This window comes from Agrobacterium vacciniicorymbosi, assembly GCF_040427045.1.
Classification (GTDB): domain Bacteria; phylum Pseudomonadota; class Alphaproteobacteria; order Rhizobiales; family Rhizobiaceae; genus Agrobacterium.
The window spans coordinates 75,721-96,021 of sequence record NZ_JBETMF010000013.1; the positions used below are offsets into that span (position 1 = coordinate 75,721).

Consider the following 20,301-nt stretch of genomic DNA (forward strand, 5'->3'; position numbering starts at 1 on the left):
TCATGCTTTCGCTAGAGGTCAGGGGGTAGGAGGGTTCAGGCGTTCGGAGGGAATGCGCACCGTCACTTCACGTTCGCGTGGCTGGACCAGCATGACAAGCGAAACCATGCTGCCATAGATGATGCCCGCAATGGCAGCCAGCACGAAGATGAAACGGAAAAGGGTAGGCATGGACACTCCGGTGCACGTCTTGGGCATAATATGAGATGCGCCTGAAGCAAGGACAAGGCCGATGCCCTGCCGAGAGGCGCGTCTTCCAGCTGATTCTCTTTCTATAAGGCGCAATTAGGCTTGACGCTTGGTAAACATTTGCAGATACCGATGCCAAACGGGCCATCATTCATGAGCGAAACCAACACAGCGGTTCACCCCGGTATGGGTGAGAAAAGTATCGGCGAACGGGCACGGGCTAAGCTCGGAAGACGAAACCTCGTTTTCGTGGGATTGATGGGTGCGGGCAAGTCCGCAATCGGCAGGATGGTTGCACATCAACTCCGTGTTCCTTTTATCGATACGGATGTCGAAATCGAGCGCGTGTCGCGCATGACGATTTCAGAGCTTTTCGCGTCCTATGGAGAAGACGAGTTTCGTGCGCTGGAAATGCGCGTGATCAAGCGCCTGCTGCGTGGCGGGCCGAAGGTCGTCTCCACCGGTGGCGGCGCGTTCGTCAATGAAAGCACCCGCAGGCATATCAAGCGCGGCAGCATCTCCATGTGGCTGAAGGCTGACCTTGACGTGTTGTGGGAGCGGGTCAACAAACGCGACAACCGGCCACTTCTCAAGACGGAAAACCCCAAGGCCACGCTGATGGCGCTGATGGAACGGCGTTACCCGATCTACGAGGAAGCCGACATAACGATCGAATCGCGCGATGTCCGCAAGGAGATCATCGTGAATGAAGTGCTGGAAGCCATCGCTGGCACCGAACAGAAGGCCTGATCCATGACCGCTCACGACACCCACATCGAAGAACGCCTCGTGCATGTCCCGCTGGGCGAACGCGCCTATGACATTCTGATCGGGCCCGGTCTGGTCGGGCGTGCCGGTGGGGAAATCTCCTCCCGCCTCAAGGGCAAGCGCGCCGCCATCATCACCGATGAGCATGTCGCGCCGCTCTATCTGGAAGCCTTGATGGATGGTCTGCAAACGGATGGGATTGAGGCCGTTTCGCTGACACTGCCTGCCGGTGAGAAGACCAAGAGCTTCGAGCATCTGGGTACGGTTTGCGATACCGTACTCGCAGCGCGGATTGAACGTAACGATGCGGTGATTGCGCTCGGTGGCGGGGTGATTGGTGATCTGGCAGGCTTTGCCGCGGGCATCGTGCGTCGCGGCGTGCGCTTCGTGCAGATACCGACCTCGCTTCTGGCGCAAGTGGATTCGTCTGTCGGCGGCAAGACCGGCATCAATTCTCGCCACGGCAAAAACCTTCTCGGCGTTTTCCATCAGCCTGATCTCGTACTGGCCGACACCGCCGTCCTCGATACGCTGAGCCCACGCGAATTCCGCGCCGGTTATGCGGAGGTCGTCAAATACGGCCTCATCGACAAGCCGGACTTTTTCGAATGGCTGGAAAAGAACTGGGCCGATGTCCTCAAAGGCGGCCCGGCTCGCATTCAGGCCATTGCAATCAGCTGCCAGGCAAAGTCCGATGTTGTCGTGGCAGATGAGAAGGAAAATGGCGTCCGCGCCCTTCTCAATCTCGGCCATACCTTCGGTCACGCGCTGGAAGCCGCGACCGAATATGACAGCAAGCGTCTGGTGCATGGCGAAGGCGTGGCCATAGGCATGGTGTTGGCGCACCAGTTTTCTGCGCGGCTCAACCTTGCCAGCCCTGATGATGCCGCCCGTGTCGAGGCGCATCTGAAGGCTGTTGGCCTGCCGACGACCATGAAAGACATTCCGGGTAAGCTGCCGCCAGTTGAAACGCTGATGACGGCAATAGCGCAGGACAAGAAGGTCAAGGGCGGCAAGCTCACTTTCATCCTGACCCACGGCATCGGTCAGTCATTCGTGGCCGATGATGTGGCGTCGTCGGAAGTGCAGTCCTTCCTCAGCGAGAAGCATCCCGGCTAACGGGACGCCGTCAAAACCGGGTGGGTTCACCCGGGGCCGCGACCTCGATGGCAAGTGCGTGCAACCCTGCATCCAGCTCCGGTTTCAGCAGCGCATTGACGGCGCGGTGGCGGTCCACCCGTGACTTGCCGGAGAAGCTCTCCGACACTATCTGAACACGCATATGTGTTTCGCCCGTGCCGGTTATGCCCGGCTGATGCCCTGCATGCATGTGACTTTCATCGATCACATTCAGCCGGACCGGCGAAAACGTCTCGTTGAGCTTGCTTTCTATGTGCTCGCGCAGGGACATTTGTTCGGTCTCCAAATCGATGTTTGTCTGTGAAAAGGGGCTCTCTAGAAACCTGTAACATTCCGCTTTGTCAATTCTTGTTGTGCGCGTTTTCGCGCACCATAATCAGGTTACCATGAAACTGGATTCGAAATATTTCGACCGCATTCGCACGCGCCGCAAACGGGACCGGGAACCTGAGGTTCAAACCGTAACCTGTCAGTGGGATGGCTGCGACAAGCCGGGCGTTCACCGTGCTCCCGTCGGCCGCAATGCCGAGGGGCAATTCTTCATGTTCTGTTTCGAGCATGTGAAGGACTACAACAAGGGCTATAATTATTTCTCCGGCCTGTCGGATAGCGAGATCGCGCGCTATCAGAAAGAGGCCATCACCGGCCACCGCCCCACCTGGACTGTGGGCGTGAACAAAACCGCCAGTGACAGCCCTTTGCATTCCACACTTCGCTCCGGCGCAGCCAATGCGCGCATCCGCGATCCCTTCGGATTTGCAGGGCAGGGGCGTAGCGGCGGGCCGCGTTACCAGCAGAGCCGCAAGTTGAAGACGCTGGAACAGAAAGCCTTCGATACGCTTGGTCTTTCCGTCAATGCAGCGAAAGAAGATATAAAACGAAGCTATAAGGAGCTTGTCAAAAAGCATCATCCTGATGCTAATGGGGGTGATCGCGGATCGGAAGAGCGTTTTCGTGCTGTTATTCAAGCCTACCAATTGTTAAAGCAATCTGGTTTCTGCTAAGCCCTTTTGTGTGATTGCCTGAAAGATATGTGGCCGGGTGGCTGCTACCCGCCTTGGAGACGTTATGAGCAAAATTGACCTGGATATTACCAACCTGCCGGATACGACTGTTTCCGTGCGCGAAGTTTTCGGCATCGATACGGACCTGCGCGTCCCTGCCTATACGCAGGGTGATGCCTATGTGCCGGATCTAGACCCCGACTACCTGTTCGACCGCGATACGACGCTCGCCATTCTTGCCGGTTTTGCTCACAATCGACGCGTCATGGTGTCGGGTTTCCACGGAACTGGTAAATCCACCCATATCGAACAGGTCGCGGCCCGCCTGAACTGGCCGTGCGTGCGCGTCAACCTCGACAGCCATGTCAGCCGTATCGACCTCGTCGGCAAGGACGCCATTGTTCTTAAGGACGGCAAGCAGGTTACTGAATTCAAGGACGGCATTCTGCCCTGGGCATACCAGCACAATGTCGCACTGGTTTTCGATGAATATGATGCAGGTCGCCCGGACGTGATGTTCGTTATCCAGCGCGTGCTGGAATCCTCCGGCCGCCTGACTCTGCTCGACCAGAGCCGCGTCATCCGTCCTCACCCCGCATTCCGCATTTTCGCGACCGCCAATACGGTTGGCCTCGGTGACACCACCGGCCTTTACCACGGCACGCAGCAGATTAACCAGGCGCAGATGGACCGTTGGTCTGTCGTCACCACGCTAAACTATCTGCCGCATGAGCAGGAAGTGAACATCGTCGTTGCCAAGGTGAAGAGCCTCGACAATCCCAAGGGTCGTGAGACAGCTTCCAAGATGGTGCGCGTGGCGGACTTAACCCGTTCGGCCTTCATCAATGGCGATTTGTCCACGGTCATGAGCCCGCGTACGGTCATCACCTGGGCTGAAAATGCCGATATTTTCGGTGACATTGCCTTTGCTTTCCGTGTGACCTTCCTCAACAAGTGCGACGAGCTGGAGCGGACGCTGGTGGCTGAGCAGTATCAGCGCGCATTCGGCGTGGAGCTGAAGGAAAGCGCTGCGAACATCGTTCTGAGCGCCTGATTTCCCCGGTTTGACCGGAGAACATCACCGATGAGTTGAAGACGTTATCCTTCTGCCTCCGGCAGGTGGGTAACGTCCAGAATCGACAGGAAAGACAATGGCAGGCCGCGGCGATAATGTGAGACCCAAATCGGGGATGGTCATCGACACCGAACCGTTGCGTCAGGCCATTACCGGATGCGTGCGCTCGATTGCTGGCGACGCTGAAGTTGAAGTCGTCTTCGCAAATGAGCGTCCGGGCCTTGCCGGTGAGCGGATGCGCCTACCGGAAATTTCCAAGAAGCCGACGGCGCAGGAAATTGCCGTGACCCGTGGTCTCGGCGACTCCATGGCTTTGCGTCTTGCCTGCCATGACAGCGATGTGCATGCCAGCATGGCCCCGCAGGGAGCCGACGCACGGTTGATCTTCGATGCGGTGGAGCAGGCACGTGTTGAGTCCATCGGTGCGCGGCGCATGCCGGGCATGGCCTCCAACATCCGCGCCATGAACACCGAGAAATACGCCAAGGCGAATTTCGTCAACATCAATACGCAGGAAGACGCACCGCTGTCCGAAGCGGTCGCCATGATGGTGCGAGAGCGTCTGACAGGCGAAAAGCCCCCGGAAAGCGCCGGCAAGGTGCTGGATTTGTGGCGCCCCTTCATCGAAGACAAGGCTGCTGCCGACCTTCGCGATATCTCGACCGTTGTCGAAGACCAGAAGGCGTTTTCGAAGCTCATCCGCAAAATGCTGACCTCCATGCAGATGGCTGAGGATTTCGGCGACGAAGAAGAGCCCGATACTCAGGAAGCGGAAACCGACGAAGACCAGCCCGCCAGCAACGAAACGCAGGACGAACAGGTCGAAGAAGACGCCGGTTCCGATGCTGCCCCTGCCGAGGAGAGCGAAGCCTCTCAGGAGCAGATGGAAGACGGCGAGATGGACGGAGCTGAGATGTCGGAGGACGAAATGTCCGACGATCTCGATGAGGATTCCGAAACACCCGGTGAAACGCGCCGCCCCAACAGCCCCTTTGACGATTTCAACGAGAAGGTGGATTACCGCATCTTCACACAGGAATTCGACGAGGAGATTTCTGCCGAAGAACTCTGCGACGAAGCCGAACTCGACCGTCTGCGGGCCTTCCTCGACAAGCAGCTTGCGCATTTACAGGGTGCGGTCGGACGACTGGCCAACCGTCTGCAGCGCCGCCTGATGGCGCAGCAGAACCGCTCCTGGGATTTCGATCTGGAAGAGGGCTACCTCGACCCGGCACGTCTGGTGCGCCTCATCATCGACCCCATGCAGCCGTTGTCCTTCAAGAAGGAGCGCGACACGAAGTTCCGCGATACGGTCGTGTCGCTTGTTATCGATAATTCCGGCTCCATGCGCGGACGCCCGATTACCGTTGCTGCCACCTGCGCCGATATTCTGGCACGCACGCTGGAACGGTCAGGCGTCAAGGTCGAGATTCTTGGATTTACGACCAAGGCCTGGAAGGGCGGACAGTCTCGTGAGCAGTGGCTGGCGGGTGGCAAGCCACCTTCCCCCGGTCGCCTCAACGATCTGCGCCACATCATCTACAAGTCGGCGGATGCCCCATGGCGTCGCGCGCGCCGCAACCTTGGCCTGATGATGCGCGAAGGGCTGTTAAAGGAAAACATCGACGGCGAAGCGCTGATGTGGGCGCATAACCGCCTGATCAACCGCCCAGAGCAGCGCAAGATCATGATGATGATCTCTGATGGTGCACCGGTGGACGATTCCACACTGTCGGTCAATCCCGGCAACTATCTGGAGCGGCACTTGCGGGCTGTTATCGAGCAGATCGAAACACGTTCGTCTGTCGAACTGCTGGCCATTGGTATCGGCCATGATGTGACGCGCTACTACCGTCGCGCCGTTACCATCGTGGATGCGGACGAACTGGCCGGGGCAATGACCGAGCAGCTTGCTGCACTGTTTGAAGATACCAGTACCGCGCCACGTCGTTCCGGCAGGATGCGCCGTGCGGGCTAAGCCGCGCGGCGACCGTGGTTTGATACGGTCTGGCAATCTTATCCGCTGTCAACTCTTCGCAATCGCTGCCCTCCTTATGGGGGCGCTTTGTCCTTCCGGCATGGCCGCAGCGACAGTTGACGTGGAGGTCACTGCGCGACCGATCTCTGCTTTCAAGGTTGGGTCTGATCAGAAGCGCTTCGGCAAGCTGGAATTCGTTGGCGGGCTGATCATGGATTCGCCTGAACCGCTGTTCGGTGCCATCTCCAGCATCCGCTTCATGCCGGATGGGCGGAGTTTTCTTGCCGTGCTGGACACGGGACACTGGATGAAGGGGGAGATCGAGCGCAATCAGGCCGGTGCCTTGTCCGGTCTTTCCAATGTTCACATCGACCCCATGCTGGATGAGAACGGACGCGAGGCCAAGCGCAAGGTCGATATGGATGCGGAAGGGCTGGCGCTACGCGGCAAACAGGCCTTTGTCAGCTATGAACAGAGACCTCGCATCGACATTTACAATGCGGACAATCTCGCAACGGCCAAGCCAGTCGGGCAACTGCCGCATCTCATTCCCGATCATGAATTCCGCCGCAATGCAGGGATGGAAACCCTCGCTCTATCACCCGCCAACAGCCCGCTGAGGGGTGCCATGGTCACGGTGGCCGAGGCGAGTGTCGATAGCCACGGCAATCTCTACGCCGCAATTCTGGAAGGACCGCGCAAGGGGCTGTTCTCGGTTATCAAGGGCGGCTCTTTCGCTGTCACGGACGGTGCATTTCTGGACGATGGTGATTTGCTGCTGTTGGAGAGACGCTTCAATCTGGCCGAGGGCGTCGGCATGCGCATCCGCCGGATTGCTGGTGAAACCATCAAGCCCGGCGCTATCGTGGATGGTGACGTCATCATCGAAGCCGATCTTTCCAACCAGATCGACAATATGGAAGGCCTCGATGTCGTGAAGGCTTCAGACGGCTCGACGCACCTCATCGTCGTCTCTGACGATAACCACTCCTTACTGCAACGAAATGTGATGCTGGAATTCAAGCTGATCGAGTAGTCTACCGGTCGCCGCCTCCCGTGCTTCGCAGCAGTTTTCGCGGTATTGTGTGCCGATCCGTCCGCGCGCTATGTCGTTCCCCGCAAACATAAAAATCCGCTTTCTTTCACTCCGCGACCAGCAAACTACGGTAAAACTCGGTCGCTCGCGTGAGTTAATCCGAGAGCGTTACTTTCCAAATAGCTTACATATTACAGTAATTTAATCTTCCATCATCTTTCGTTTTCCTGTGTTGGCGCGTTAAGTGGTCGCCAGGAAGAATGGCAGCTGCGCCGTCTGCCGACCTCTTTGTATAGTGAAAGCTTGAAGAGGCATGGTTATCTCGGCAGCCCACCAGACCGTCCGCGCTTATTATTCAATTCGAAGTTAACTGCATACGCATCGAGCAACGGCAAGCATCGGCAAGTGAAAATTAGTTTTTTCTTGGTGTAATCTCGTCGTCATACGTGCCTTCTGTCCATCGGATTCGGTTCCTCAAAGGACTTCTGCATGAAATACATCGTTACAATTCTGCTGGTTGCCGCCATTTCTCTTCTGCTCTTTGTCTATCGCGGAGAGTTTGAGGCCTATCTGCCGGCATGGGCAAACCCGACACAGGCAACCTCGGGTGCCACCCATTCTGCGGCCAATGGCCAGACCAGAAATGGCGACAAGCGCGGCGGCGCAGCGCAGGGAGGCGCGCGTACATCTGCCGTAACAGTGGCCGTTGCAAAGTCCGGCTCTATTCCGGTGGTTCGCCAGACAATCGGGACCATCGTCCCGGTGGCATCGACAGCGCTGACCAGCCCGATTTCCGGCATCGTTGCCAATGTGCTGGCTAAGGATGGCGCAGAGGTCAAGGCCGGTGATCTTCTGGTTCAACTGGATGACCGCACCATCAAGGCGAATATCCAGCGCGATGAGGCGCAGCTTGCCAAGGACCAAGCCTCACTGGATTCCGCCAACACGACGCTGGCGCGGGTGGAATCGCTCAGCAAATCCGGTGTCGATACACAACAGCAATTCAGCGACGCCGCTGCCGCCGCTAAACAGGCTGCGGCCACGGTTGCGGTCGATCAAGCCAATCTGGCGGCAGACAATGTCACGCTGTCGCAAACGCAGATCCGTGCGCCGTTCGATGGCAAGCTGGGTGCGGTGCTTCTATCGGCAGGCGCCTATGTCGCCCCTGGTGCTGACGTCGTGCTGCTGACGCAGATGAAGCCTGTTTATGCGGAATTCGTGCTGCCGGAGCCGGACCTCGATCTCGCCCGTTCCAACCTCGCCAGCAAAAGCTTGACGGCGGACGTTTACCCAACGCAGGCTCAGGGCAAGGATGCGTCCGCCTCGGGAAGCGTCGTGTTCCTCGATAACAACGTCGATGCGGCATCGGGCACTTTCAAACTGCGTGTTCTCCTGGACAATCAAGGCGAAACTTTCTGGCCGGGTCAGTCGCTAAAGGTCACCGTCAATGCCGGGCAGATGGACAATCTGGTCACGGTGCCGCTGGTTGCGCTTCAGCCGCAGGGGGGCGGCTATGTCTCTTACGTCGTGAAGCCGGACAAGACCGTTGAGAAGAGAAAGGTCACGCTGGCGCTCAGCAATGGCAACCTCGCCGGTGTCTCCCAAGGCATAACAGAGGGTGAGCTGGTTGTTACCGAAGGGCAGGCGAGCCTGACCGATGGTAGCCATGTGGTGGTCAACCAGACCGCAGACCCTGTGGATACCAAGGCGGAAATATCTCAAAACGGTGTTTCCCTATGAATATCTCCGAGATTTTCATCCGCCGACCGGTAGCGACCATTCTTCTGATCATCGGCGTGCTGCTTGCCGGTGCCGCCGCCTATAAGAACCTGCCGGTCGCGGCCCTGCCACAGGCCGACTTCCCCACGATCAACGTCTCGGCCCAGCTTGCCGGGGCTGCACCCGATACGATGGCGAGTTCGGTCGCCACACCGCTCATCAAGCAATTCGAAACGATTGCCGGTATCGATACGATCACCGCCAGCTCTTCCCTCGGCAACACACAGATTACCATCCAGTTCAACCTGTCGCGCAACATCGATGCCGCGGCGGCGGATGTGCAGGCGGCCATTGCGCGCGCGCAGCGGCAACTGCCTGATAACATGACGTCGACCCCGAGCTACCGCAAGTCCAACCCCGCCGATGCGGCGGTGATCATTCTGGCGCTGACGAGCGACGGTGCCGATCTGACAAAAATGGACGATCTGGCCGAAAACATTATTTCCCCGGCTCTATCGACCATTTCAGGCGTTGCGCAGGCGCAGATTTTCGGTGCGAAAACCTATGCCGTGCGTGTGGAAGTCGATCCATCCAAGCTGGCCAATCGCGGGCTGTCGCTGGATGGGTTGTCCAACACGCTGGCAGCAGCCAATGACCAGTCGCCAATCGGCACGTTGCAGAACTCGTCGCAGGCGCTGACACTGGATGCCTCCACCCAGCGCACCGATGCCGCGTCCTTTCGCACGCTGATCATCGCCAATCCAAACGGACGAGCCGTTCGCCTGCAGGATGTCGCAACCGTCAATGACAGCGTTGAAGTGCTCAATCAGGGCAGCTGGCTGGATGGCACGCCCGCCATTGTGCTTTCCGTACAGCGCCAGCCGGGTGCCAATACGGTGCAGGTGGTGGATGCGATCAAGGCCAAGCTTCCCGAGCTTCAGGCCAGCATGCCCGCCAACATGCATATCAATGTCGTCAACGACGCGTCGGTCTCCATCCGCGCCGCTGTGGCCGATGTCGAAACGACGCTGATGGTCACACTCGGCCTCGTCATTCTGGTCATCTACCTGTTTCTGCGTCAGGTCTGGGCCACGCTTATTCCGGGTCTGGCCGTTCCCCTGTCGCTGGTGGCAACGCTGGGTGCCATGTATGCGCTGGGTTTCTCCATCGACAACATCTCGCTGCTGGGGCTGACGCTTTCTGTCGGTCTGGTGGTGGATGATGCCATCGTGATGCTCGAAAACATCGTACGCAAAGTGGAAGAGGGGATGCCGCCATTTCAGGCCGCCGTGGAAGGCAGCAAGGAAGTCACCGGCACGATTATCTCCATGTCGATTTCGCTGGTCGCGGTGTTTTTGCCGATCCTGTTGATGGGCGGTATCGTTGGGCGCGTGCTGAACGAATTCGGTGTCGTCGTCACCCTGGCCATCATGTCGTCTGCCATCGTTTCGCTGACGGTGACGCCGATGCTGGCCGCGCGTCTTCCGCACCACAAGGAACCGGAACACGCCAAAAAAACGCTGTTCGACCGTGCGACGGATGCATACAGCTGGTCGGTCGGCTGGTGCCTGGAGCACCGCATGGTCGTAATGCTGATGTTCGTGCTGACGCTGATCGGCTCAGGCTGGATGTTTTCCAGCCTCGCCCGCAGCTTTTTCCCCACCGAAGATATCGGCCTGCTGACTGTTTCCACGCAGGCGCGGCAGGATATTTCCTACAAGGCGATGAGCATTCTTCAGTCCAAGGCGGCGGAGATTTTGTCGGCGGATAAGGCCGTGGCGCATGTCACCTCAACGCTTGGCTCCGGCCCCGGCGGCTCGGCGCTGAATTCGGGCACGCTTCTGGTGCAGCTGAAGCCCGCCGAAAACCGCCCGGCGCTTGACGTTACGCTCAACGAGTTGCGCCATTCGCTTTCCACGATTGCCGGCTTGCGAACCTTTATCACGCCGCAACAAAGCCTTCGTTTCGGCGGACGCAGCACCCAGAGCCAGTATCAGGTCGTGCTGCAATCCATCGATGCCTCCGCTGCCCGGCAATGGTCGCAAACGCTGGCCGACGCCATGCGTGCCGACAACAGCTACTTCGTGGATGTCGCCTCGGATTTGCAGGATAACGCCCTGCAAGCTCATGTCGCGGTCGATCACGACCGGGCAAACAGCTTGGGTGTGACGTCTGAGTCCATACGAAAGACGCTGGAAGCGGCTTTCGGCAGCTATGTCGCGACGCAAATCCAGACCACTGGCAACAGCTATGATGTGATTCTGGAATATGACCAGTCCATCGAATGGACGGAGCAGGCTCTGGGCGCAATCAGAGTGGCCTCCTCGTCCGGAACGCTGGTGCCATTGTCGAGCTTCGCGACTGTGTCGCGCGTATCGGGTCCGGTCACCGTCAACCAGACAGGGCAGCTAACCTCCGTTACTCTCTCGTTCAACCTGCCTGCGGGTGTCTCGCTGGGTTCCGCCACGGCGCAGATCGATGCCTTGAAGCAGCAGATCAATCTTCCGGCAACCGTCACCACAAACCTTGCCGGTGCCGCGCAGATATTCAAGCAGACAAGCGATAGCACCGGCCTTCTCATCGGTGCGGCGGTTCTGACCATCTACATCGTGCTGGGCGTATTCTACGAAAGCTTCCTGCACCCGATCACCATCCTCTCGGGCCTGCCATCGGCTGCCTTCGGCGCTCTGCTCACGCTCAAGCTCTTCGGGTTCGACCTGTCCATCATCGCGCTGATCGGTCTTTTGATGCTGATCGGTATCGTCAAGAAGAACGCGATCATGATGATCGACGTGGCGCTGACCCTGCAACGCGATGAGAAAATGCCGACGCTTGAGGCCATTCACGAAGCCGCCGTGCGCCGCCTGCGACCCATTATGATGACCACCTTCTGCGCTCTCTTCGGCGCACTACCGATTGCGCTTGGTACGGGCGCAAGCTCGGAGCTGCGCCAGCCTTTGGGTGTCGCGGTGGTCGGGGGGCTGATCGTCAGCCAGATATTGACGCTCTTCATGACCCCTGTCGTGTTTGTGGAAATCGAACGACTGTCGGATTTCATCAAGTCCCTGTGGAGCCGTGGGCGGCACAAGCCTGTTGTGGAAACGACGCCCAATTTGACATGAAAAAAAGCCGGATTGACCTCTCAACGGGCGTCAGTTCGACATGAACGAGCAGGCTCTATTGGCTTGGAATGCAATGTATTTGCTCTCTTCTCGGACATGTGCGAAAGTGCTGATCTATATGCAACACGGCCATAGTACCGGGAAAGAAGACCGATATGGCGCTGCAGGACTTTACATCCATCAATGTGACGTCGCTGGCCAGTCTGACTGAGGCAACCGCTCGGATTTCGCGCGCCCGCACACGGGACGAAGTGATCGAGACGGTGAGGTCTTCCGCACGCGCATTGATCGGCTGCCAGGGCATCGCCATTATCCGCCGCGACAGAGACCTTTGCCACTATGTGGAAGAGGATGCCATCGGCCCACTGTGGAAAGGCCAGAGATTTCCGACAGTTGCCTGCATCAGCGGCTGGGCGATGGTGAACAAGAAGACTGCGATCATTCCTGATATTGTGACGGACGAGCGCATACCGCATGACCTTTATGCGGGCACCTTCGTAAAAGCTTTGGCAATGGCACCCGTCGGCATGGAAAATCCTGTCGGAGCCATCGGTGCATATTGGTCTCACGCCTACGAGCCGACGCAGTGGGAAATCGAAACGCTCGAAGCTTTGGCGAGTGCGGCGGCCTCCGCCTTCGAAACCGCCGACCTCATCGGTTCACTGTCCAATGATCTGGCGCAGGCGCGCAGCCAGTTGCCGGATTATAGCGACAGCCAGGACGATTTTTTGAAAGACATCGAGCGCGTTGGCGGTATTGCCGCCGTTCCTACCATTCTGGATGTCGTGCTTCGCATGACGGGTATGGGCTTTGCTGCCGTCGCCCGTGTGACGAAGGAAAGATGGATTACCTGCCAGTCGCTCGATCATCTCGGTTTCGGCCTGAAACCCGGCGACGAATTGCCGATTGAAAGCACGCTGTGCAATGAAATCCGCGATCACCGCGAGGCGGTCGTCTTCGATGATGCAAGCGTTGACCCTCTCTACAAGGATCATCACACTCCACGCATTTATGGCCTGCGCAGCTATATATCTGTGCCGATCATCCTGTCGAATGGTCAGTTCTTCGGTTCGCTTTGCGCCATCGACCCCAATCCGGCGCGGGTCAACAATCCGCAGGTTCTGGGCGCCTTCAGGCTTTTTGCCGAATTGATCGGCCACCATCTCGATGCGGATGACAGGCTGAAAGCGGCGCAGAATTCACTGGAGCGCGAACGTCAGGTGTCTGAACTGCGCGAGCAGTTCATTGCCGTTCTCGGCCACGACCTGCGCAACCCCATCGCCGCCGTCGATGCAGGCACATCGCGCCTGCTGAAAGAAGGCTGGACGGAGCGCAGTCCGCTGGTTCTCAAGCTGATGAAATCGAGCATTGGCCGCATGGGCGGGCTGGTCGATAACGTCATGGATCTTGCGCGGGCGCGGCTGGGCGGTGGTATTTCGCTGGAGCTTGCCGAGCATGATGTTGCGACGACGTTGTCCCACATCATCGATGAACTCCGTGTCGCGCATCCCGAAAGGCACATCGATGTCGATTTCAACATTCCGGCACCGCTGTTGATAGACCGTCTGCGCATTGCGCAGATGTTCTCCAATCTCGTGTCCAATGCTTTGACGCATGGCATCGAGAACGGCCCTGTCACTATAACCGGTTCCATGAATGGCGATCATCTGGAACTGTGCGTCAGCAATCCGGGCACGCCGATCCCACCGGACACATTGGAAAAGCTGTTCCAGCCTTTCCGTCGCCGAGACGTGCGTCCCAGTATGCAAGGTCTGGGACTAGGGCTTTACATTGCCTCCGAGATTGCCAAGGCGCATAAGGGAACAATCACTGTTCATTCCGATGATGTCGCCACGCGTTTCACCTTCGTAATGCCGATCTCTGTGGTTTAAGCGCCAAGGCGCATCCGTTCAGATGCGCTTTCCTTCCGCGTCGAAAAGATGGAAGCGGCTAGGATCGGCGGTGATGGTCAGTGTCTCCGCGATCTCGATGGCGGAACGGCCCGGCACGCGAAAGACGATTGGGCTTCCGTCCGACATTTCCCCGTGAACATAGCTTTCCGCCCCCACCAGCTCCACGGCAGCCACCGTTACCGGAATCTGGAATGGGCTATTTGATACGCCATCCGCAATGGTGATGTCTTCCGGGCGGATGCCGATTGTCTTGGCATTGGCCGGTATCGTTCCATTCTCAGGCGCTTTCCAGACCGAGCCGTTGAGCGGCAACAGGTTCATGGATGGAGAGCCGATGAATGTGGCAACGAAGCTGGTCGCGGGTTTTTCATAGAGCTCGATTGGGGTGCCGACCTGTTCGATGCGGCCTGCATTTAGCACCACAAGACGGTCGGCCAATGTCATGGCTTCCATTTGATCATGGGTGACGTAGATGCTGGTGGTTGCGAGCGAACGCTGCAAACGCCGGATTTCCACCCGCATTTGCACACGAAGCTTTGCATCCAGGTTGGAGAGCGGCTCATCGAACAGGAATGCTGAAGGTTTGCGCACGATGGCGCGACCCATGGCGACGCGCTGGCGCTGGCCGCCAGACAATTGTCGGGGCTTGCGCTCAAGAAACTGTTCGATTTCCAGTGCGCGTGCCGCCTCGGTAATGCGGCGGTCGATCTCGTCTTTCGGCGTGTTGCGGTTTTTCAGACCATAGGCCAGGTTCTGTCTTACGGTCATATGTGGATAAAGCGCGTAGTTCTGGAAGACCATGGCGATATCGCGTTCTGCCGGTTCCAGATCGTTGACCCGCTTGCCCGCAATGTTGATATCCCCGGAGCTGATGCTTTCCAGTCCGGCGACCATGCGCAGAAGCGTCGATTTTCCGCAGCCGGAAGGTCCGACCAGCACGATCATCTCACCATCCTGAATGCTCAGCGATACGCCTTTGATCGCCTCGACATTGCCGCCATAGACCTTGCGAACGTCTTTGAGTTCGATTGTCGCCATTACTTTTCAGTCTCCACCAAGCCTTTGACAAACCAGCGCTGCATCAGCACCACGACGAGAACCGGAGGAATGATGGCAAGGATTGCCGTGACCATCACGTAATTCCAGGGTGTCGAGGCGTCGGTGAAATCCACCATGCGGCGCAGGCCGATTATGATCGTGTTCATTTCAGCGCGATCCGTTACCAGCAGGGGCCACAAATATTGGGTCCAGCCGTAAATAAAGAGGATCACGAAAAGGGCGGCGATATTCGTCGTGGAAAGCGGCAGCAGAATATCGCGCATGAAGCGGAATGGCCCGGCATTGTCGATGCGCGCCGCTTCCACCATTTCGCCGGGTATCGTCAGGAAGAACTGCCGAAACAGGAAAGTCGCCGTTGCAGACGCCATCAACGGCAACGTTAAACCGGCATAGGTGTTCAAAAGGCCCAGATCAACGATCACCTTGTAGGTCGGCAGAATGCGGACTTCTACCGGCAGCATCAGGGTGATGAAGATCATCCAGAAAAAGCCCATGCGGAAGGGAAAGCGGAAGAAGACGATGGCAAAGGCAGACAGAAACGAAATGATGATCTTGCCGATGGCAATCGCCATGGCCACCACGAAACTGTTGAACAGCAGCCGCTCAAGGCTGACGCCAACCACCCGCTCGACGCCGCCGGAAATCGCCTCATGATAATTCTCCGCCAGATGCCCCGCAGGCAGGAGCGAGAGCGGTGGGCGAAGAATGTCGGTCGACGTCGCCGAGGATGCGATGAAGGTATAGTAGATCGGAAAGGCGACGATGATGATGCCGAGGACCAGCATTAGATGCGCCATCAAGGTTGCGATAGGGCGGTTCTGGATCATTGTTTTTCCCTCAACCGTAATGCACGCGCCGCTCAACGAAGCGGAACTGGAAGGCCGTGAGCGCGATAACGATGACCATCAGGACGACCGACTGGGCGGCGGATGAGCCGAGGTTCAAGTTGACGAAGCCGTCATTGTAAACTTTGTAGACCAGCGTTTCCGTGGCTTTGGCCGGGCCACCGCCGGTGACGGAATGGATGATGCCGAAGGTATCGAAAAAGGCATAGACCGTGTTGACCACCAGCAGGAAGAAGGTGGTCGGTGCCAGCAGCGGGAAGATGATCGTCCAGAACCGGCGCGCGCCGCGTGCGCCATCGATGGCGGCGGCTTCCAGCAGCGATTTCGGTATGGCCTGCAGTCCCGCGACGAAGAACAGGAAGTTATAGCTGATCTGCTTCCATGCGGCGGCAGCGACCACCAGTGTCATGGCCTGATTACCGTCCAGCAGTGGATCCCAGGCAATGCCGTTGCGGCGCAGAATATAGGCGAATGTGCCCATGGCCGGATTGAACATGAACAGCCAGAGCATGCCGGCCACCGCCGGTGCCACCGCATAGGGAATGATCATCATGGTGCGGTAGAAGCCCTTGCCCCGCACCACCAGATCAGCCGCCGTTGCCAGCAAAAGCGCCACGCCCATAGACAGCAGCGCCGTTGCAACGCTGAAAACCACCGTAACCTGAAGCGCGTGCAGATAATTGGGATCGGCAAGAATGGCCGAGAAATTCGCGAAACCGACGAATGTGCTCTGAAGTCCAAACGGGTCTTCCCGCATCGCCGACTGATAAAGGGCCTGACTTGCCGGCCAGAAGAAGAACACGACGGTCAGGACGATTTGCGGAGCGACGAGAAAATAGGGAAGAATCTTGTTTGGAAAGACAACGCTTTGCAAAGTCGGGCTCCTTTAGCGCAGATCCAGCAAGCGGCTCTGCGAATGGAATGGCGTAGAGGTTTAGAACATCGAAATGCGTTCTATGAGATAGCTAAGGTGGTCGTGGGTTTGGGATGCGTGCAGCGAAATGGAATCTTCATTCCATTCGATAGCTTTGACTGCGCGGCCTGGAAGACCACGCAGCCAAAAGCGCATTACCGACCGATGGCCTGCTGGATGGCCGCATTGCCGCGTTCGACGGCCTTGTCGAGAGCAGCCTTCGCATCCTGCTTGCCCGCCAGCATCGTCTCGAACTCTTCGTTCATGATGTCGCGAACCTGCGGGAGGTTGACGAGACGAACGCCCTTGGAGTTCGCTGTCGGCGGCTTGCCCATCATCTGCAGCAGCGGCGTTTCACGGGCCGGGTTCTTTTCGTAGAAGCCGGACTTCTTGGTGTCCTCGTACGCCGCAAGTGTGACGGGCATGTAGCCGGAGACCTGATGCAGACGAGACTGAATTTTGGTCTGGGACAGGAAGTGGAAGAATTCAGCCGTGCCCTTGTATTCGTCATCGGACTTGCCGCCGAAGACCCACAGGCTGGCGCCGCCAGGAATGGTGTTCTGCGGACGACCGTCGCCTTCGTAATAGGGAAGCTGACCGATGCCGTAATTCATGCCGCTCTTGACGATATCGCCGAGGCCACCGGAGGATTCGGTCAGGATGCCGCATTCGCTCGAGGTAAAGAGCTGTTTTGCTTCGGATGTGCGACCGCCATAACGGAAGGTGCCGTCCTTTGCGAGATCGGCAATCGACTGGAAGTGCTTGACGAAAGGCTCGGCGTTGAACGCCAGTTTCACATCCGTTCCAGCCAGACCGTTTTCATTGCTACCATAGGAAAGATTGTTCCAGGCGGCAAAGTTTTCGGTCTGAATCCATGTCAGCCATGTGGAGGTAAAGCCGCAAGGCGCTGCGCCGCTGGACTTGATCTTCTTGGCGGCTTCGAACACGTCTGGCCATGTTTTCGGCGGATGCTCGGCGTCCAGTCCGGCCTTGGTGAAGATGTCCTTGTTATAATAAAGGATCGGAGACGATGAATTGTAGGGGAAGGACAGCATGGTGCCGTCAGGCTTGGAGTAATAAGCCACGATGCCCGGCAGATAATCGGCCTTGTTGAATTTGTAGCCGCCCTTTTCCAGCACATCGGCCACCGGCACGATTGCGCCCTGTGCACCCATCATCACTCCGCTACCGGCATCGAAGACCTGAATGATCGCAGGCGGCTGCTTTGCGCGAAACGCGGCAATACCGGCGTTCAGGGTTTCCGGGTAGGTTCCTTTGAAAACCGGAAGAACCTTGTAGTTGGATTGGCTTTCATTGAATTCCTTGGCAAGTTGTTCAACGACTTCGTTGTTGGCGCCAGTCATGGCGTGCCACCACTGGATTTCCGTGGCGGCCATGGCGCTGGATGCCATGAGCGTAGCAAGAACTGCGGATGTCACCGAAGTGAGAACGACTTTCATGGAATTTCCTCCCTTACCATGAACGCGATATGAGGCGATTTAGAATCGCCTTTAGTAACTCATGCTCACTTAAGGCAACGGTCGCAACAGTTTTTTCTCGATGGGAAAGAGGGAAGGGGAATAGCGTTACCGAAAATGGCGCAAAACCTTCCTTTCGGCACCATTGGCCTCTGGCATGGGCCTGTTTGGGGATTTCGTTATCCCGTTGAATATCGTAAATGATCCTATCGAGAAGGTTGCGGGGATATGGCGGCATGAGCGTAAGCGATAAAGTGGACGAGAAGGAAAAACAGACCCACCGCAGAGGGTTTGGCGTTTCCACCGTTTACGAGACGCTGCGCAATGAAATCATCGAGCTGAGACTGGCCCCGGGCAGCCCCATCGACGAGGTGCAGCTTTCAGAACGTTTCGAGCTTTCAAGAACGCCAATCCGTGAGGCACTGGTCAAACTGTCTGCCGAGGGGCTGATTACCACCCTGACGAACCGCGCAACGATCGTATCGCAGATCGATTTTCTCGGACTGCCGGAGTTTTTCGACGCGCTGACGCTGATGTACCGCGTAACAACGCGGCTAGCCGCTGCAAAACATGCAGAGGAAGACATCGCCAAGATCAAGGCGTTTCAAACCGCATTCGAGACAGCTGTGAACGAGCGGGATGTTCTGGCCATGATTGCGACCAATCGCGATTTCCATCTTGCCATCGCTGTTGCAGGCGGCAACCGCCATTACACCGAGCTTTTCACGCGATTGCTGGATGAAGGGCGCCGCATTCTGCGTCTCTATTATTCTTCCTTCAACGATGTCCTGCCGCGTCATTATGTTACTGAACACGAAGACATGATCCAGGCGATCATTGAGCGGGACGTGGAAAAGGCAGACCGCATTGCGGTTGCCCATGCAGACCAAATCGTCCAGCAAATCCGCTCTTACATCGCTGCCGATACGCGCCAGAGCGTGGACCTGTCTCTCTGAAATTTGAGGGCCTGACGCAGGTGATTTCACACGCCCTTAATCTCTGTATTTTATTTGTCGACAAAAATTCGACGCTGTGTTAGATGGTTGTTCAGAGATTGATTGGGCCTCTGCGCCCTTGGCTTAAAGAGGCTCACAACATGGCTGATACGATATTCACCGGCTGCATTCCCGCGCTCATGACACCCTGCAAGGCAGATCGCACGCCGGATTTCGATGCGCTGGTCAAAAAGGGCAAGGCGCTGATTGCTGCTGGCATGTCTGCCGTTGTTTATTGCGGCTCCATGGGTGACTGGCCCTTGCTGACGGATGAAGAACGCCAGGAAGGCGTGCGCCGTCTGGCAGAAGCGGGCGTTCCCGTCATCGTCGGCACGGGCGCTATCAACACCAAGTCTGCCGTCAGCCACGCTGCGCACGCTGCGAAGGTTGGCGCAAAGGGTCTGATGGTCATTCCTCGCGTGCTGTCGCGCGGTTCCTCGTCTTCTGCGCAAAAGGCGCATTTCTCGGCCATTCTGGAAGCCGCAAACGGCCTGCCAGCGGTGATCTACAACAGCCCCTATTACGGCTTTGCCACCCGCGCGGACCTGTTCTTCGATCTCCGCTCGCGCTACTCCAACCTCATCGGCTTCAAGGAATTCGGCGGCAAAGCCGACATGACCTATGCGGCTGAAAACATCACGGCAGGCGATGATGACCTGACTTTGATGGTCGGCGTCGATACCGGCGTTTATCACGGCTTTGTCAATTGCGGTGCCGGCGGTGCCATCACCGGCATTGGCAATGCGTTGCCGAAGGAAGTGCTGCACCTTGTTTCCCTGTGCGAAAAAGCCGCGAAAGGCGATGCGACTGCGCGTCGCGATGCACGCGAGCTGGAAGAAGCGCTGACCGTTCTTTCCGCCTATGACGAAGGCCCGGACCTCGTGCTTCACTACAAATATCTGATGGTTTTGAACGGCGACACCGAATACGCGCTGCATTTCAACGAGACAGATGAGCTTAGCGCCTCCCAGCGCAGACAGCTGGAAAACCAGTATGCGCTGTTTAAGGCGTGGTACACATCGCGTTATCCGAACTGATCGCTCCCCTTGAGCAAACAGATGCACAAA

17 protein-coding genes are annotated in these 20,301 nt (G+C 57.5%); 11 read left to right on the top strand and 6 right to left on the bottom strand.

Annotation, left to right across the window (positions count from 1 at the left end; all coding sequences use genetic code 11):
* Window positions 1–18: 18 nt before the first annotated feature.
* Window positions 19–171: a hypothetical protein gene (locus ABUK73_RS19075; protein ID WP_113086483.1), complete on the bottom strand. Its 153-nt coding sequence runs from the start codon at window positions 169–171 to the stop codon at window positions 19–21.
* 171 nt (window positions 172–342) lie between these two features.
* Between ABUK73_RS19075 and ABUK73_RS19080 the strand changes: the two genes are divergently transcribed.
* Together ABUK73_RS19080 and aroB are read left to right on the top strand one after the other, a co-directional pair.
* Window positions 343–939, top strand: a complete 597-nt coding sequence (locus ABUK73_RS19080; RefSeq protein WP_353578676.1) for a shikimate kinase — start codon at window positions 343–345, stop codon at window positions 937–939.
* A 3-nt stretch (window positions 940–942) separates the two neighbouring features.
* Entirely contained in the window at window positions 943–2,076 is a 1,134-nt protein-coding gene (gene aroB, locus ABUK73_RS19085) for a 3-dehydroquinate synthase (RefSeq protein WP_353578677.1), read from the top strand.
* Between the two features lie 10 nt (window positions 2,077–2,086).
* On the opposite strand, the gene ABUK73_RS19090 is transcribed toward aroB, so the two are convergent.
* On the bottom strand, window positions 2,087–2,368 hold the full coding sequence (locus tag ABUK73_RS19090) for a BolA family protein (RefSeq protein ID WP_353578678.1): 282 nt from the start codon (window positions 2,366–2,368) through the stop codon (window positions 2,087–2,089).
* Between the two features lie 115 nt (window positions 2,369–2,483).
* Here ABUK73_RS19090 and ABUK73_RS19095 point away from each other — a divergent pair, with 115 nt between their 5' ends.
* The 7 genes from ABUK73_RS19095 (at window position 2,484) to ABUK73_RS19125 (ending at window position 13,923) form a co-directional block, all read left to right on the top strand.
* On the top strand, window positions 2,484–3,101 hold the full coding sequence (locus tag ABUK73_RS19095; RefSeq protein ID WP_113086806.1) for a J domain-containing protein: 618 nt from the start codon (window positions 2,484–2,486) through the stop codon (window positions 3,099–3,101).
* Window positions 3,102–3,165: 64 nt separating this feature from the next.
* Entirely contained in the window at window positions 3,166–4,155 is a 990-nt protein-coding gene (cobS, locus tag ABUK73_RS19100) for a cobaltochelatase subunit CobS (RefSeq protein ID WP_353578679.1), read from the top strand.
* A gap of 97 nt (window positions 4,156–4,252) precedes the next feature.
* A complete protein-coding gene (cobT, locus tag ABUK73_RS19105; RefSeq protein ID WP_353578680.1) occupies window positions 4,253–6,154 on the top strand; it encodes a cobaltochelatase subunit CobT in 1,902 nt (633 codons plus the stop codon).
* Between the two features lie 100 nt (window positions 6,155–6,254).
* Window positions 6,255–7,190, top strand: a complete 936-nt coding sequence (locus ABUK73_RS19110) for an esterase-like activity of phytase family protein (protein ID WP_454892395.1) — start codon at window positions 6,255–6,257, stop codon at window positions 7,188–7,190.
* A gap of 489 nt (window positions 7,191–7,679) precedes the next feature.
* Window positions 7,680–8,930, top strand: coding sequence for an efflux RND transporter periplasmic adaptor subunit (locus ABUK73_RS19115; RefSeq protein ID WP_353578681.1), 1,251 nt, complete (start codon window positions 7,680–7,682; stop codon window positions 8,928–8,930).
* Window positions 8,927–12,031: an efflux RND transporter permease subunit gene (locus ABUK73_RS19120; protein WP_353578682.1), complete on the top strand. Its 3,105-nt coding sequence runs from the start codon at window positions 8,927–8,929 to the stop codon at window positions 12,029–12,031. Before ABUK73_RS19115 ends, ABUK73_RS19120 begins: the two co-directional genes overlap by 4 nt.
* A 155-nt stretch (window positions 12,032–12,186) precedes the next feature.
* Entirely contained in the window at window positions 12,187–13,923 is a 1,737-nt protein-coding gene (locus tag ABUK73_RS19125; protein ID WP_353578683.1) for a sensor histidine kinase, read from the top strand.
* Between the two features lie 18 nt (window positions 13,924–13,941).
* Here the strand turns inward: ABUK73_RS19125 and ABUK73_RS19130 are convergent, their stop codons facing one another.
* The 4 genes from ABUK73_RS19130 to ugpB all read right to left on the bottom strand — a co-directional run bounded on the left by ABUK73_RS19130 (window position 13,942) and on the right by ugpB (window position 18,221).
* Entirely contained in the window at window positions 13,942–14,982 is a 1,041-nt protein-coding gene (locus ABUK73_RS19130) for a sn-glycerol-3-phosphate import ATP-binding protein UgpC (RefSeq protein ID WP_353578684.1), read from the bottom strand.
* Window positions 14,982–15,830, bottom strand: coding sequence for a sn-glycerol-3-phosphate ABC transporter permease UgpE (gene ugpE, locus ABUK73_RS19135; protein WP_353578685.1), 849 nt, complete (start codon window positions 15,828–15,830; stop codon window positions 14,982–14,984). Before ugpE ends, ABUK73_RS19130 begins: the two co-directional genes overlap by 1 nt.
* 10 nt (window positions 15,831–15,840) lie before the next feature.
* A complete protein-coding gene (ugpA, locus tag ABUK73_RS19140) occupies window positions 15,841–16,722 on the bottom strand; it encodes a sn-glycerol-3-phosphate ABC transporter permease UgpA (protein WP_113086472.1) in 882 nt (293 codons plus the stop codon).
* A 194-nt stretch (window positions 16,723–16,916) separates the two neighbouring features.
* Window positions 16,917–18,221, bottom strand: coding sequence for a sn-glycerol-3-phosphate ABC transporter substrate-binding protein UgpB (gene ugpB, locus ABUK73_RS19145; RefSeq protein WP_353578686.1), 1,305 nt, complete (start codon window positions 18,219–18,221; stop codon window positions 16,917–16,919).
* A 254-nt stretch (window positions 18,222–18,475) separates the two neighbouring features.
* On the opposite strand from ugpB, the gene ABUK73_RS19150 reads away from it, so the two are divergent.
* Window positions 18,476–19,195: a GntR family transcriptional regulator gene (locus ABUK73_RS19150; protein WP_353578687.1), complete on the top strand. Its 720-nt coding sequence runs from the start codon at window positions 18,476–18,478 to the stop codon at window positions 19,193–19,195.
* Between the two features lie 140 nt (window positions 19,196–19,335).
* Complete coding sequence (locus tag ABUK73_RS19155) at window positions 19,336–20,271, top strand: dihydrodipicolinate synthase family protein (RefSeq protein ID WP_353578688.1); 936 nt, start codon at window positions 19,336–19,338, stop codon at window positions 20,269–20,271.
* Window positions 20,272–20,301: the final 30 nt, after the last annotated feature.